Source organism: Kribbella catacumbae DSM 19601 (genome assembly GCF_000372465.1).
Taxonomy (GTDB): domain Bacteria; phylum Actinomycetota; class Actinomycetes; order Propionibacteriales; family Kribbellaceae; genus Kribbella; species Kribbella catacumbae.
This window is the reverse complement of record NZ_AQUZ01000063.1, coordinates 34736-48787: the sequence shown is the minus strand read 5'-3', so window position 1 is coordinate 48787 and position 14052 is coordinate 34736. Positions and strand designations below refer to the sequence as shown.

Here is a 14052-nt window from a genome sequence, read left to right as displayed (position 1 = left end):
CCCCAGCCAGTCCACCAAAACCCTCCAAAGCCGGCCCCGGCCGACCCAAAGGCTCAACCAGCACCCCAGCCGTCCGCCACGACGTGATCAAGAAAGCCGCCTGATTGTGTACCGACCGACAGGAAGTAGTCGACCGTTCGGCCGCGCGCCACGCTCACGCAGGCCGCGGCCGGCCGCAGAACCGGCACTACTTCCTGTCGGTCGGGACACAACGCGAACCCCAGACCCATCTCACAACAGGCTCTACAACGCGGCATCGGTAACAGCACCGGCCATCGGCCGCCAGCAACCCGGCGTACCCGGCGTGATGGGTGGCATCCGGCCCTGTTGGCGTCGGCGACCCCGGCCGTGCGCCATACCGACACGCGGCCCGCCGACCCATCCCCGTATGCCGTGCGCCGACCGCGTACCTCACCCCGATACGGCGTACCGGCACGCGCTCCGCCTCCGCGCCTCGTACGCGATGCCGGGGCATGCGTCACACCCGCCCACCCCCAAACCCCACTTTGGGCACCCACTGAGCGTTCTACTGGCGGGTAGGTGGCTTCCCGGTGCACAAGGTGGGATTGGGATGGCTCGGCCTGGCCGAGTACGCCGGTGTGCTGCGAGCCGTGAGCACATTGCCGGGAGGGTCCGGACGCCCGTGCATACCCCTCTCCGGTCAGCAAGCGCTTCCCTCGGTGTGTCGGGGCATTGGTGCCGGGTAGTGCGTGCGCAGCCGTCCAATGTGTCGGGACCCCCGAGAGGGTGCGGCTCTCGGTGGGAGGGTCAGAAGCCGAGGGCCAGGCGGTGGTAGACCTGGTTCCAGCGGATCTCCTTCTGGAACTGGCGAGTCTCCGTCTTGGCGTCGATGGTCAGCAGTTCGGTGCGGAGCATCGTGGCCAGGTCGTCCAGTTCGTCGGAGGTGACCGATGACGACAACACGGTGTGGTGGGGTGCTCCGGCGGTCAGCCAGGATTCGGCCGACGTGCGGAAGTCCGGGCGGGGCTTCCAGACCGCGCGGGCAACAGGCAACCGGGGGAGCGGCTGGTCGGGCGCGACGACGTCGATCTCGTTGGCCACCAGGCGGAACCGGTCGCCGAGGTCGGCCAGACCGACCACCACGGCCGGGCCGGGGGCAGCGTCGAAGACCATCCGGACCGGATCCTCGCGGTCGCCGATGCCGAGCGGGTGGATCTCGATGGACGGCGTACCGGCCGCGATCGACGGACAGACCTCGAGCATGTGGGCGCCGAGAATCAGCTCCTCGCCCGGCACCAGGTGATACGTGTAGTCCTCCATGAAGGACGTACCGCCCGGTCGGCCGGCGCCGATGACCTTGAGGGTGCGGAGCAGGACCGACGTCTTCCAGTCGCCCTCGCCGCCGAACCCGTAGCCGTCGGCCATCAAGCGCTGGACGGCCATCCCCGGGAGCTGACGCAGTCCACCCAGGTCCTCGAAGTTGGTGGTGAAGGCGGTGAAGTCGCCGGCGTCGAGGAAGCCACGCAGGCCGGCCTCGAGCCGGGCGGCATAGCGCAACGAGTCGTGGCGATCGCCATCGGCACGCAGCTCGGGCGCGAGCCGGTACACATCGTCGTACTCCTTGACGAGTTCGTCGATGTCGCTGTCCGGTACCGCGTCGACCGCGGCGACGAGATCGTTGACCGAGTACGTGTTGACCGAGACCCCGAAACGGCGCTGGGCCTCGACCTTGTCGCCTTCGGTCACGGCGACGTCGCGCATGTTGTCGCCGAAGCGGGCCACCTTCATCGACCGCAACGCGGCCAGGCCGGTCGCGGCGCGGGCCCAGCCGCCGATCCGCGCGGTGACCGCCGGGTCGCTGACGTGACCGGCGACGGTGGTCCGCGGGATGCCGAGCCGGGTCTGGATGTAGCCGAACTCGCGGTCGCCGTGGGCGGCCTGGTTCAGGTTCATGAAGTCCATGTCCAGGTCGGCCCAGGGAAGCGCGGCGTTGGCCTGCGTGTGCAGGTGCAGCAGCGGCACCTGCAGGGCTTCCAGGCCGGCGATCCACATCTTGGCCGGCGAGAACGTGTGCATCCAGGCGATCACGCCGATGCAGTCCTCGGCCGCGTTCGCCTTCAGGAAGGTGTGCCGGATCGCGTCGGAGTCGGTGACGACCGGGTACCAGACGACCTCGGCGTCGAGCTCGGCCGAGTCGTTCAGGGCGGCGACGATCTGCTGGGACTGGACGGCGACCTGGTTGAGGGTTTCGGGCCCGTACAGGCCCTGGCTTCCGGTCAGGAACCAGATCTGCGGTCGGCGGGAGGGTTTCATGATGGCTCCAGGGCTCAGCGCTGACCGTAAACGGTCTGGTAGCGGGTGTAGAGGCTGTCGATGTGGCCGGAGTCGATCGGGGTGAGGTCCCCGCCCGACCGGGCGATGTGGACCGTGCGGGCGACGTCCTCGCACATGACCGCGGCCTTGACGGCGGCCCGGGGATCCTTGCCGACGGTGAAGACGCCGTGATTGCGCATCAGGACCGCCGGCGAGCGGGACCCGGCCAGCGTCTCGACGATGCCCCGGCCGATCGAGTCGTCTCCGATCAGGGCGAACGGTCCGACCGGGATCTCGCCGCCGAACTCGTCGGCCATCGCGGTCAGGACACAGGGGATCGGCTCGTTGCGAGCGGCCCAGGCGGTGGCGTACGGCGAATGGGTGTGCACCACTCCGCCGATGTCAGGCCTGGCCCGGTACACGTACGCGTGCGCGGCGGTGTCGCTGGACGGCGACATCTCTCCCTCGACCAGGTTGCCGTCGAGATCGCACACGACGATCGTGGCGGGCGCGAGGTCGTCGTACGAGATGCCGCTCGGCTTGATGACGAAGAGGTCCTCGCCGGGCACCCGGCCGGAGATGTTGCCCGCCGTCCAGGCGACGAGTCCGTACCTGACCAGTTCCGTGTGCAGGGCGGATACCTGGCTTCGCAGTTCGGCGACAGCTGCTGACGCACTCATCACCCGATCACCTCATTCTTGAGTTTGTGGAGGCGGTGCAGTACTCCGTTGCCGCCGTCCGCCTCACCGGCGAACCAGTCGTGAAGTTCGCGGTACTCGGCGTACAGCAGGTCGTAGCGGTCGGCCCGGGCGGTGTCGGGCCGGTAAGCGAACTCGAGCCGTCGCCCCATTGACGCCGCTGCCGCCGGCACGTCCGGATAGGTGCCGGCGGCAACGGCTGCATGGATGGCCGAGCCGAGCGCCGGGCCTTGTTCGGAGGCGACCACGGAGATCGGACGGCGGAGAACGTCGGAGTAGATCTGCATCAGCAGCCGGTTCTTCAGCAGGCCGCCCGCGACGATGAACTCCTCGACGGCGACGCCCTTCTCCTCGAACGCCTGGACGATGCGCCGGGTGCCGAAGGCGGTGCCCTCGATCAGCGCGCGGTAGCCGTCCTCGGGGCGCGTCGCCAGGGTCTGCCCGACCAGGACGGCCGACAGATCGTGGTCGACCAGGATGGACCGGTTGCCGTTGTGCCAGTCGAGTGCGATCAGGCCATGAGCGCCGACCGCCTGCTCAGCGGCGAGCTCCTCCAGATAGGTGTGCACGGAGACACCACGTCGCTCGGCCTCGGCGACGTACGCCGGGGGAACGCAGTTGTCCACGAACCAGCCGAAGATGTCGCCGACCGCCGACTGGCCGGCCTCATAGCCCCAGAGCCCGTCGATGATGCCGCCGTCGACCACGCCACACATGCCGGGTACTTCGGCCAGCTGGTCCGACGACATGACGTGGCAGGTCGACGTACCCATGATCGCCACCAACTGCCCGGGGCGCGTGGCATCGGCGGCCGCGGCCGTCACGTGAGCATCCACGTTGCCTGCGGCAATCGCTATGCCGGCCGGCAGACCGGTCCACTCCGCGGCTTGCGGGGTGAGTTGCCCGGCCAGTGCGCCGAGCGGAAGCAGTTCGTTCGCCAGCTTGTCCGTGAAGTCGGCGAAGGCCGGATCGAGGGCGATCAGATAGTCCCGGGACGGGTAGCCGTCCTCGGTCCGGATCCCCTTGTAGCCGGCCGTGCACACATTGCGGGACTCGGTGCCGGTGAGCTGCCAGATGATCCAGTCGGCGGCTTCGATCCACCGGTCGCTGCGCGTGTAGACCTCCGGCTCTTCCTGCAGCAACTGAAGGCCCTTGGCGAACTCCCACTCGGAGGAGATCCTGCCGCCGTACCGGGTAAGCCAGGACTCGCCCCGCTCCTCGGCGAGCTTGTTGATGAGGTCCGCGTGCGGCTGGGCGGCGTGATGCTTCCAGAGCTTCGGCCAGGCGTGCGGCCGGTCCGCGAGATCCTCCAGGTCGCACAGCGGCGTGCCATCGGCGAGTGTCGGCAGCACCGTGCAAGCGGTGAAGTCCGTCCCGATGCCGATGACCGCGGCCGGGTCCACACCGGAGACAGCCAGGGCCTTCGGTACTGCGCGGCGGAGTACGTCGAGCCAGTCCTCCGGCGACTGCAGAGCCCAGCTCGGCCCCAGCCGGACGTCAGATCCCGGCAGGGAACTCTCGATCACGCCGTGGGAGTACTCATGAACCGCGCTGCCGAGCTCCTCGCCATCGGAAACCCGGACGACGACAGCTCGCCCCGACAGGGTGCCGAAGTCGATGCCGACGACGAACTGCTGCGCCGGGCCGATCTTGTTAGCGTTCACAATCTACTCCCGCGCTGCGGTTGGGATGGACAGGGGACAAGGGCTCAGGCGGGTGGTGCCGCGGTACTCGCGCGCGGCATCAGAGTCGCCGGGACGACCACGCGTCGCTGCCGGACCGGCGGATCTCCTTGGAGCTGGTCGAGTAGCAGTTCGATGCTGTGCCGGCCGACCAGCGCGAAGTCCTGACGCACGGTCGTCAACGGTGGACTGAAGAACTCGGCCTCCGGCAGGTCGTCGAACCCGATCACGCTGACCTGCTCGGGGACCCGGATACCTCGTTCGGACAGCGACCGGAGCAAGCCGAGGGCCATCTGGTCGTTGGCGACGAAGACCGCGGTCGCCTCAGGTGGCAGCCGGAGTCCGGCCTGATAGCCAGATCGCGGACTCCAGTCTCCGGTCAATGCCTCGGGCACCGATCGGCCGGCCGCTTCGAGGGTCTCGCGCCAGCCCTTGAGGCGGCCTTCCGCCTCGAGCCAGTCGTCCGGACCTGCGACGTGCCAGACCGTCTCATGACCGAGATCGAGCAGATGCTGTACTGCGAGCCGAGCGCCGCCGACCTGGTCGACGCTGACGACCGGAACCTTCCGTGCCCGGCCGCCTTCGACAGCGACCGCCGGGATGTCGTCCGGCACGCTGCTCAGCGCCTGGGCGGCTTGCCGCTGCGGAGCCACCACGATGATCCCGTCGATGCCCTGGCCGAGAGGTTCCGGCGGTAGCCCAGCTCCTCGATCGCCCGCAGGATCCGCTTCCGGGTGTTCGGGTGGACGTTCGGCAGGTCGTTGAGAACCCGCGAGACGGTCTGGTGCGAGACACCGGCGACCCGCGCCACGTCGGCCATCACCGGCGGCCGTGACGCTCTCGCTCGCATCGATCAGTTCTCCTCGTCAGACGGCGTACCCGCTCAACTGTGAACGCTAACACCCGCTGGGTCAAGTCCCCTCGCCGGACCTGTTTCACAGAGTGGGAATCCGATTGCCCACGGGATCCACTAGTCCAGCCGGAGCATCCGCGAGCCGTGGGGTTCGAGTTCGAGTTCGAGGACAGGGGTGGCCGGGAGAAGTGTTTTGCCGGTCCACAGGTCGGTGATGGTGTCCGACGGGGTTGCGCCCATCGAGCGAAGTGGGATGGTCAGTTGGCGTGGTTGGTCGCCCAGCCAGAAGACGGCCGCGTAGCGAGATCCCGGGCGCGCGGTCGCGGATGCTGTCCAGACGATCAGCTCGCCGTCACGTAGTACCTCGCGATTGTCTTTTGTTGCCGACAGCACCTCGAGTACGTCGGCGTTGGTGAGCAGGTCGATCGTGGCCGGCGGGGATGTCGGCAGGTCGCCGCCGACCATCAGCGGGGACCGCGCGATCGTCCACAGGTTGATCATGGTTCGCTGCTCGGCCGGGGTCAGCCGGCACAACCGGTCGTCGCCGCGTTCGGCGCGGATGCCGATCCGGCCGAGGGGCAGCATGTCGGCGTCGGCCCAGCCGCCGGGTCCTGAGTGCAGGGCCCATCGGGCCAGGCGGGTGAACTGTGCTTCGAGGTCCTCCCAACGGTCCCAGAGGTCGTCGGAGATCCGCCACATCGACGAGTGCTTGCGCAGATGTGGGAGGTTGGCCATCGACAGTTCGCGGCCCGGCGACAGGCTCAGCTCGATCGGCCGCCCGGCTCGCTGGATGGCCAGGGAATAGGCCTCGATCTCCCTTGCCTGGTAGGGATACAGGAAGTCGTCGCCCTTGATGAAGTCGACGCCCCAGCTCGCCAGCAGCCGAACCTGGGCGTCGTAGTACTCCTGGGCCCCGGGATGGTCGTGGTTGAGGCCGTAGTTGTTCGGGTTCCACGGACACACCGACGCGGTATCGGCGATCTCGCGGGCGGTCCACGGCGTACCGGCGACGGGCAGGTCACGTTCGACCGCCTGGCGCGGGATGCCACGCATCATGTGGACGCCGAACCGCAGGCCCAGCTCGTGGATCTCGGCGGAGAGGGGCGCGAAACCCTTCCCACCAACGGCGGACGGGAAGCGGTTGGGTGCCGGGAGCAACTGACCGTGGTCGTCGAGGACAAGCACCGGATCATCGTTGTAACCGTGCGCCTTGGCCGCCGGTTCGTACCAGCAGATGTCGACCACCACGGTGTCCCAGCCGTACGGCAGCAGCTGCGAAGCCATGAACCGGGCGTTCGCGAGCACCTCCTGCTCCGTCACGGTGGATCCGTAACAGTCCCAGCTGTTCCATCCCATCGGCGGCCGCATCGCCGCGCTCACAGGTCCAGCTCGATCGTCGCGAAGGAGTGCGGCGGAAGTGTTACTCGGAGACCACGCGGGTCGGTCACGATCTCCGTCAACGCAGTCGGCACGACAACCTGCGGATCGCCGGCGGAGTTGTGAGCCTGCAGTTCAGGTGCCGTCAGCAACCGACCACGATGGTCGCGAACTGTCGCTCCCCGCAGATCCAGCACTACGTCCGCCGCCGCGGTGGGATCGAGATTCGTCACCGACACCAACGCCCGACCGCCCTTGACACTTGCCGATGCCGAGAGCAACTCCAGCTGCTTCCCGTCGAGCGTGTACGGCGCCTGGCGGTCAACCACGTGCACCGGCACGGCCGTGGCGTCGTGATGACCCTTGTTCATCTCGAACACGTGGTACGTCGGCGTGAGCACCAGGCCGGTGTCGTCGGTCAGCAGCATCGCCTGCAGGACGTTCACCGTCTGCGCGATGTTCGCCATCACCAGCCGCTCGGCGTGCCGGTGGAAGATGTCGAAGTGCAGGCTGGCCACCAACGCGTCTCGCAGCGCGTTCTGCTGGTACAGGAAACCGGGGTTCGTGCCCGGCTCGACGTCCCACCAGGTGCCCCACTCGTCGAGCACGAGGCCGATCTTGCGCTGCGGGTCGTAGGCGTCCATCACCGTCGAGTGTCCGGTGAGGACCCGGTCGATGTCCTGGGCCTTGATCATGGTCCGGTAGTAGTCGTCGAGACCGAACTCGGTAGCGCTGCCCTTGTGCTCCCACGTCCCGGGCACGGTGTAGTAGTGCACCGAGATCGCCTGGAAGAGGTCGCGCGGCGTGCCACCGAGCTTGCTGATCGACTTCATCAGGCCTTCGGTCCAGGCGAGGTCGTGGTCGGAGGCACCGGCGGCGATCCGGTAGAGCCTGTTCCCGTCGTGGTTCTTGCAGAAGGTGGCGTACTGGCGGGCCAGGTCGACGTACGCTTCGGCGGTCAGGTTGCCGCCGCAGCCCCAGGCCTCGTTGCCGATTCCCCAGAACGGCACCTGCCAGGGTTCGTCGCGACCGTTGGCCTTGCGGAGCCGGACCATCGGGCTGTCGCCGCCGCGGGTCAGATACTCGACCCAGTCGCTCATCTCCTGGACGGTCCCGCTGCCGACATTGCCGTTCACGTACGGCTCGGCGCCGAGCAGTTCGCACAGGGCCATGAACTCGTGGGTGCCGAAGTGGTTGTTCTCCACTACGTTGCCCCAGTTGGTGTTGACCATTCCGGGCCGGTCGGCGCGCGGGCCGATGCCGTTCATCCAGTGGTACTCGTCGGCGAAGCAGCCGCCCGGCCAGCGCAGGTTGGGGATGTTCAGCGCCCGCAGCGCCTCGACCACGTCGAGCCGGATCCCGCCCTCGTTCGGCAGGTCGGAGGACTCCCCGACGTAGAAGCCGTCGTAGACACAGCGCCCGAGGTGCTCGGCGAAGTGGCCGTACAGATGGCGGCTGATGGTCGGGCCGGGCACGTCGAGGTCGATCACGACCCGCGAGGCTGACGCGTTGGACAAGATTCGTCTCCTAAGACTGTGAGCGGGGCCGGCGACGGGTGATCGGGGTGCTCGCCGGGCTGGCCAATCCGAGCTGACCGAGGAACTGTTCCAGCGCGAAGGCCGCCATGCCGAGGGCGACCGGGTTGCCGGGGACACGGGATGACTCGACGGTGAGGTTCGGCAGGGATCCCGGCAACACGTGTTGCGGCAGCTCCTCGCGAACGGCCGGGACGATCCATTCGGCCAGGGCCGTCGTGGTCCAGCCGGTGAGGGTGATGGACGGGATGTCGAGCACGTTGACGAGATCGCCGAGCGCGGCTGCCAGGTAGTGCGACGTACGGGCCGCGAGTTCCGCCAGGACCGGATCGCCGGTGGCGAGGCCCTTCGCGACCGCCTCGATGAATCCGCGTTGCAACGGCTGCCGCAGCGCCGGGTGCGACGGGTCGATCTCCGCGAGCGAGGTCTCGATGCCGTGGACACCGAGGTACGCCTCGACGCAACCACGCCGGCCGCAGCGGCACTGCCGGCCGTCGAGCTGGAGCAGCGTGTGGCCCCATTCGCCCGCGTTGTTGTTGGTGCCGCGGATCAGGGCTCCGTCGATCGCGATCCCAGCGCCGACGCCGGTACCGAGGTTGACCACGGCCATGCTCTCCGATACCCGCCCGACCCCGAACCACATCTCGGACAGGGTGACGGCCTTGAGCGGGTTGTCGACGTACACGGGGATCCGCAGGCGTTGCTCGAGCAGCGCCTCGATCCGGACGTCGTGCCAGTCCCAGTTCGGGGCGAAGACCGAGACGCCGGCATCCGGGCTGACCTGCCCCGGCATGCTGACCCCGCTGCCGAGGATGCGATCGAGTCCACCCTCGCTGTCCGCGACGGCCGCCTCGACCGCGCGGACGATGCCGTCGACGACGTACGACTGGCTGTTCTCGTGCTCGTCCAGGGTCACCTCACCGTGACTGATCGGGTTGAGCGCGATGTCGTAGACAGTCGCGGCCACGTACGTCTCGGCGACGTCGACCCCGACGATGCGGCCGCGATCCGGATCGATCGCCAGCCGCTCGTAGGGCCGCCCGACGGTCCTCCGCTCCAGGGTGGCGATCCGCAGTACCCCTTCGGAGAGGAACTCGGTGACCAGCGTGGCCACGGTCGCAGTACTGAGTCCGGTGTGCCGGCTGATCTCCTGCCGGGTGGACGGACCCAGCTCGAACAGCGCATGGAGAACCTCGAACCGGCTCTCGTTGCGAAGGTCACGTGACGTCTGCCTCGGCACCATTTCCCCCTCTGGATCTGGATGTCCCTAGCCTCAGCCTACGAAGCTCCGGAACAGCCGGACCGGCGACGCCCCGCAACAGGAGAGTTATGCCGGACCATCCAGCGGGCACCCACAACACGTCTGGGTCACCGCCGGAGAACCTCGGCCGGTCACCGGCCCAGATCCGGCCGAGACACTCTCCGGCGGCCCAGCCGGTCACCCGGAGCTGTGAAGCGTCTAGCCGGACCAGGCAGTCCTCGTCTCCAGCCGGCAGTTCGACGTCGAGCCAGACCTCTTCACCCGGTTCGAGGGTCAGCGGAAGCTTGAGATCCGTGACCGGGGCTTCGCGAGTGGCGAAGGCGGTCAGCAACTCGTCGTCCTGGACTGTGCACGTCCAGTCCCGCACAGGCTGAAGGCTGAGCAGTTCCGCGTGCAGTCCATCGCCGCTCGGATGATGTGGCAGCGTCACCACCACCTCGCCGGTCCCTGCCGGCAGCATCACCCACGGGTTCTCCCGATGGACAGTGACCGCCTCGCCGTCCACAGTCACCCGCACCGGCTGATCAACTCCACGCAGATGAAGGGCCGCCATGGCCGGCAGTTCGAGACGGCGTACATAGGTGATCGGTACGCCGACGCGCGTGCTGCTCCAGCCGCCTAGCGAGCGAACCGGCGCCGGCTCACCGGCCCAGTGACCGTCGACCCGCCACGAGGCATCGAGATCCTGAACGCCTTGCACGGTCCACAGCGTGCCGAGCCCGCGGAGTGCACCGAGGCGAAGGGCCGGCAGCCGCGAGTCGTCGAAGTTGGCGTGCCCCCAGGTCTCGACCGTCGCGTGGATGGCAGCGCGACCCGACTCAGCCCGTACGTCGATCCGCCGGGTCGCACCGAACCCGGCGATGGTCGGCTGAAAGCGCCCGGCGATCGACAGGTCCACCAGGTCGCAAGCGCCGACGAGCAGGAGTTCGTCGACGCCGGTCAGGTCGGCCGTCGACGAGTAGGTTCCACGGCCCCGATAGGCACCGAGCGACTCCAGCGACGGCGGCAGCCCATGCGTGCCGGCCCCCTTCGCAGGCGCCGTACCGGCTCGCCGTCGCACTTCCCGAACGGCGGTCACCGGACCAGGCGAACCCGCCTCCGGTACCTCGGTCAGCTCGACCGTCCCGTCGTCGCGAATACCCCCGAGTCGCACGGCATCCTCCGGAGTCAGTACGACGAGAGTGACCCCGTCGACGACCTCGTACTCGGCCTGGCCGGCCGTCGCCGGGATCTCGACCTGCGTCCGTCCGAGGACAACGGTCACCGGTACGGCGGAGGAGAACACCAAAACCTCGTCAGTCGACGCGACGAGATCCGCCGAGGCAAGGGTCAACATCCTTCCCTGCAAGGGCAAATCGACCAGCATCAGCGGGCACGAGTCCGCCGCGACCGCCACGGACACCCCCGCCACGACTGCACAACCGGGAACGTCTCCAAGATTCGGTACGGCGATCAGCTGCCCGCCACCGACGAGGTCCAGCGCGGACAACGACGAGCTGGTGGGGAAGTCGCCTGCCACCTTCACCCGGGGCATAGTGGAGGTGGCAAGCGCCAACCGCGATCCCAGCGCACTGATCACGCGCGCCAGGAGCTGTGCTTCGGCGTACTCCGGCCTTTCGGCGCCGGTGGGAGAGACGTAGCCACCGAAGTCGTAGTCGTGACTCATGAAGTTGCCTGGGTCACCCCAGTTCCCGGAGGACGGGCTGTAGCCGAAGTTCCAGCCGGACGACTGCAGGTAGGGGGCGATCAACGACGCCCCACTGGCCAGCAGCCGTCTCAGCGTCCGGTGCCGCCGGTTGGTCTCGGTGACCAACAGGGGAAGGTCGCGATCCGCGAGCAGCGCGGCGTAGTGGCGTACCTCCTCCTCGATGTGCGGCGAGTCGTCGTTGGGATAGAAGTTGCAGGCAGCAACGATGCCCGGAACGTCGCCAGTGGCACCGGCGATGTCGCCCTGCCCGGCACAGGCGATCAACGGCACCGTGATCCCGTGGCTGATCGCCTGGTCGCGCAAGGCGGTGAGATAGCCCGGACGGTCTTCGCAGTCGAAGAAGTCCAGCTCGTTCTCCAACTGGACCATGATGACCGGGCCGGCCGGATACTGGCGCTCGGCAAGGATCGGCAGTGCCTGGTCGAACCAGGCCGCCACCTGCGCGAGGTACCGCGGCTCGTTCTGGCGGACCCGTACTTCGGGATCGAGACCCAGCCAGGCGGGAAGCGCGCCACCGTCCCACTCCGAGCAGATGTACGGTCCCGGCCGGGCGATGACGGACAGGCCGGTCTCGTGCGCGAGATCCAGGAAGGCCGCGACGTCACGGCGCCCGTCGAACGACCACCGGCCCGGCGCGACCTCGTGGAAGTTCCACGGCAGGTAGACGTCGATGCAGGTGTAGCCCGAAGTACGGATCTGCTCGAGGCGTGCCTGCCACTGCTCTCGCGGCAGGCGGAAGTAGAACAGGGACGCGCAGAGCAGCAGCTCCGGACGGCCGTCGATCCGGATGCCGTGGGCATCCAGTTCGACACCGGTGCTGAGGATGGTGGATGAGCTCACTTGACCCCCGCGCTGCCGCCGCTGATGTCCATCTCGTACAGGTACCGCTGGCCGAGGTAGTAGACCAGGATCATCGGCAGCGTGAGCAGGATCGAACCGACCATCACCAGGTTCCACGGAGGAGCCTGGAGCGCCTGCGAGGTACTGGTGATGTACTGCACGCCCAGCGCCAGTGGCATCTTCGACTCGTCGTTCAGGTAGATCAACGGGCCCATGAAGTCACCCCAGGTCGCCGTCAGGGTGAAGATGCCGATCGCGATCAATACCGGCGCGAGCATCGGCAACATGATCCGGCGGTAGATGCCGAAGAAGCCGAGCCCGTCCACCATCGCGGCCTCGTCGATCTCGCTCGGCAGCCGGGAGACGAACTGCCGGACCAGGAAGACGTTGAAGGCGTTGGAGAAGAAGTTCGGCACGATCAGCGGCAGGAAGGTGTTCACCCAGCCGAGTTCCTTGAACAAGATGAACTGCGGGATCATCGTGATCTGGGCCGGGATCATCATCGTCGCGAGCACGATGATGAACAGCACGTTCTTGCCCGGCGCGCGCAGCCGGGCGAACGCGTAGCCGACCAGACCGCTGGACAGCATCTGGCCGATCACGGCACCGACCGAGATGATCACCGAGTTCAGCAGGAAGCGCTGCATCGGCAGATCGGTGCTGAACACCCGGGTGAAGTTCTCCCAGTGCCACTCGCGCGGGAGGATCGTGAAGGTGTTCGCGTTGACGGTCTGGTCGCTGGACAGCGCGATCGACACGACGAACACGAGCGGTACGCAGAGCACCGCCGAGACGATGATCAGCGTGGCGTAGCTGAACGGCGTCGCCCGATTGGCCCGGACGACACGTTCGGTACTGGGTGGCCGCCGCCCTGGTGGCGCGGCGGTGGGCGGTTGCTGCCCGGGGGCGGCGGTGGACAGAACGGTAGCCATCACTTCACCTCGGTCTCGTAGAACACCCAGCGCCGGGCGGTCCGGAAGGCGACCAGCGTGAACACCAGGATCACGGCGAACAGCAACCACGAGATCGCCGACGCGTAACCCATGTGGTAGAAGGAGAAAGCCTCGTTGAACAGCAGCGGCACCATCATCTGGCTGGCGTTGTCCGGGCCGCCCTTGGTCAGGATGTAGACCTGGGAGAACACCTGGAACGCCCCGATCAGCCCCATGATCAGGTTGAAGAAGATGATCGGGGTCAGCTGCGGGATGGTGATGCTCCAGAACTGCCGGACCGGCCCGGCGCCGTCCACCTCGGCCGCCTCATACAGCTCGCGCGGAATGCCTTTCATTGCCGCGAGCAACAGAACGGTGGCCGCGCCGGCGCCCCAGACCGACAGCAGGATCAGCGCGGGTTTGACCCACATCGCCTCCAGCAGCCACGACGGTCCGGGGATGCCGAACACTCCCAGCGCGCCGTTCAGCGGGCCGGACGGGGCGAGCACCATCTTGAAGATCATCGCGGTCGCGACCAGCGGCACCAGCGTCGGCAGATAGATCAGCGTCCGGAACAGCTTGCGGAAGCGAACCCCCTTGTTCAGCAGGTTCGCCAGCCACAAGCCGATCACCAGGCCGAGCGGGACCGAGACGGCCGCGTAGTAGAAGGTGTTCCACAACGCCTTCCAGAAGACGGGATCCTCGGTCAGCAGCCGGGTGTAGTTGTCCAGCCCGACCCACTTGGGCGCGGTGAAGGAGTCCCAGTCCGTCAGCGAGATGTAGATCGACGCGATCATCGGGCCGAGCAGGAACACCACGAACCCGATGATCCACGGCGACGCGAACAGGTAGAACCAGATCGCCTCCCGGCGCCGGAGCCTCGACATCGTCG

The 14052-nt window shown here is 67.7% G+C and carries 11 protein-coding genes; all 11 read right to left on the bottom strand.

The window, feature by feature from the left end:
• Nucleotides 1-768 precede the first annotated feature (768 nt).
• The gene (gene araA, locus A3ES_RS0139010) at nt 769-2274 is read right to left on the bottom strand and encodes an L-arabinose isomerase (RefSeq protein ID WP_020392274.1); all 1506 of its coding nucleotides are present in this window, start codon (nt 2272-2274) and stop codon (nt 769-771) included.
• A 14-nt stretch (nt 2275-2288) separates the two neighbouring features.
• On the bottom strand, nt 2289-2954 hold the full coding sequence (locus A3ES_RS0139005; protein ID WP_020392273.1) for an L-ribulose-5-phosphate 4-epimerase: 666 nt from the start codon (nt 2952-2954) through the stop codon (nt 2289-2291).
• On the bottom strand, nt 2954-4636 hold the full coding sequence (gene araB / locus A3ES_RS0139000) for a ribulokinase (RefSeq protein WP_020392272.1): 1683 nt from the start codon (nt 4634-4636) through the stop codon (nt 2954-2956). Before araB ends, A3ES_RS0139005 begins: the two co-directional genes overlap by 1 nt.
• A 44-nt stretch (nt 4637-4680) precedes the next feature.
• On the bottom strand, nt 4681-5307 hold the full coding sequence (locus A3ES_RS50005; RefSeq protein WP_237745177.1) for a substrate-binding domain-containing protein: 627 nt from the start codon (nt 5305-5307) through the stop codon (nt 4681-4683).
• A complete protein-coding gene (locus A3ES_RS56520; RefSeq protein WP_237745176.1) occupies nt 5274-5504 on the bottom strand; it encodes a LacI family DNA-binding transcriptional regulator in 231 nt (76 codons plus the stop codon). Before A3ES_RS56520 ends, A3ES_RS50005 begins: the two co-directional genes overlap by 34 nt.
• Before the next feature lie 120 nt (nt 5505-5624).
• Nucleotides 5625-6827 (bottom strand): alpha-galactosidase, encoded by a 1203-nt coding sequence (locus tag A3ES_RS0138990; RefSeq protein WP_202806686.1) that lies wholly within the window; start codon nt 6825-6827, stop codon nt 5625-5627.
• Nucleotides 6828-6883: 56 nt separating this feature from the next.
• Nucleotides 6884-8401: an alpha-N-arabinofuranosidase gene (locus tag A3ES_RS0138985; RefSeq protein ID WP_020392270.1), complete on the bottom strand. Its 1518-nt coding sequence runs from the start codon at nt 8399-8401 to the stop codon at nt 6884-6886.
• Nucleotides 8402-8411: 10 nt separating this feature from the next.
• A complete protein-coding gene (locus tag A3ES_RS50000) occupies nt 8412-9662 on the bottom strand; it encodes an ROK family transcriptional regulator (protein ID WP_020392269.1) in 1251 nt (416 codons plus the stop codon).
• The gene (locus tag A3ES_RS0138975) at nt 9637-12228 is read right to left on the bottom strand and encodes a beta-galactosidase (protein WP_020392268.1); all 2592 of its coding nucleotides are present in this window, start codon (nt 12226-12228) and stop codon (nt 9637-9639) included. The genes A3ES_RS50000 and A3ES_RS0138975 overlap by 26 nt, the downstream gene beginning before the upstream one ends.
• Nucleotides 12225-13160: a carbohydrate ABC transporter permease gene (locus A3ES_RS0138970; RefSeq protein WP_020392267.1), complete on the bottom strand. Its 936-nt coding sequence runs from the start codon at nt 13158-13160 to the stop codon at nt 12225-12227. The genes A3ES_RS0138975 and A3ES_RS0138970 overlap by 4 nt, the downstream gene beginning before the upstream one ends.
• Nucleotides 13160-14047 (bottom strand): carbohydrate ABC transporter permease, encoded by an 888-nt coding sequence (locus A3ES_RS0138965; protein ID WP_020392266.1) that lies wholly within the window; start codon nt 14045-14047, stop codon nt 13160-13162. The genes A3ES_RS0138970 and A3ES_RS0138965 overlap by 1 nt, the downstream gene beginning before the upstream one ends.
• Nucleotides 14048-14052: the final 5 nt, after the last annotated feature.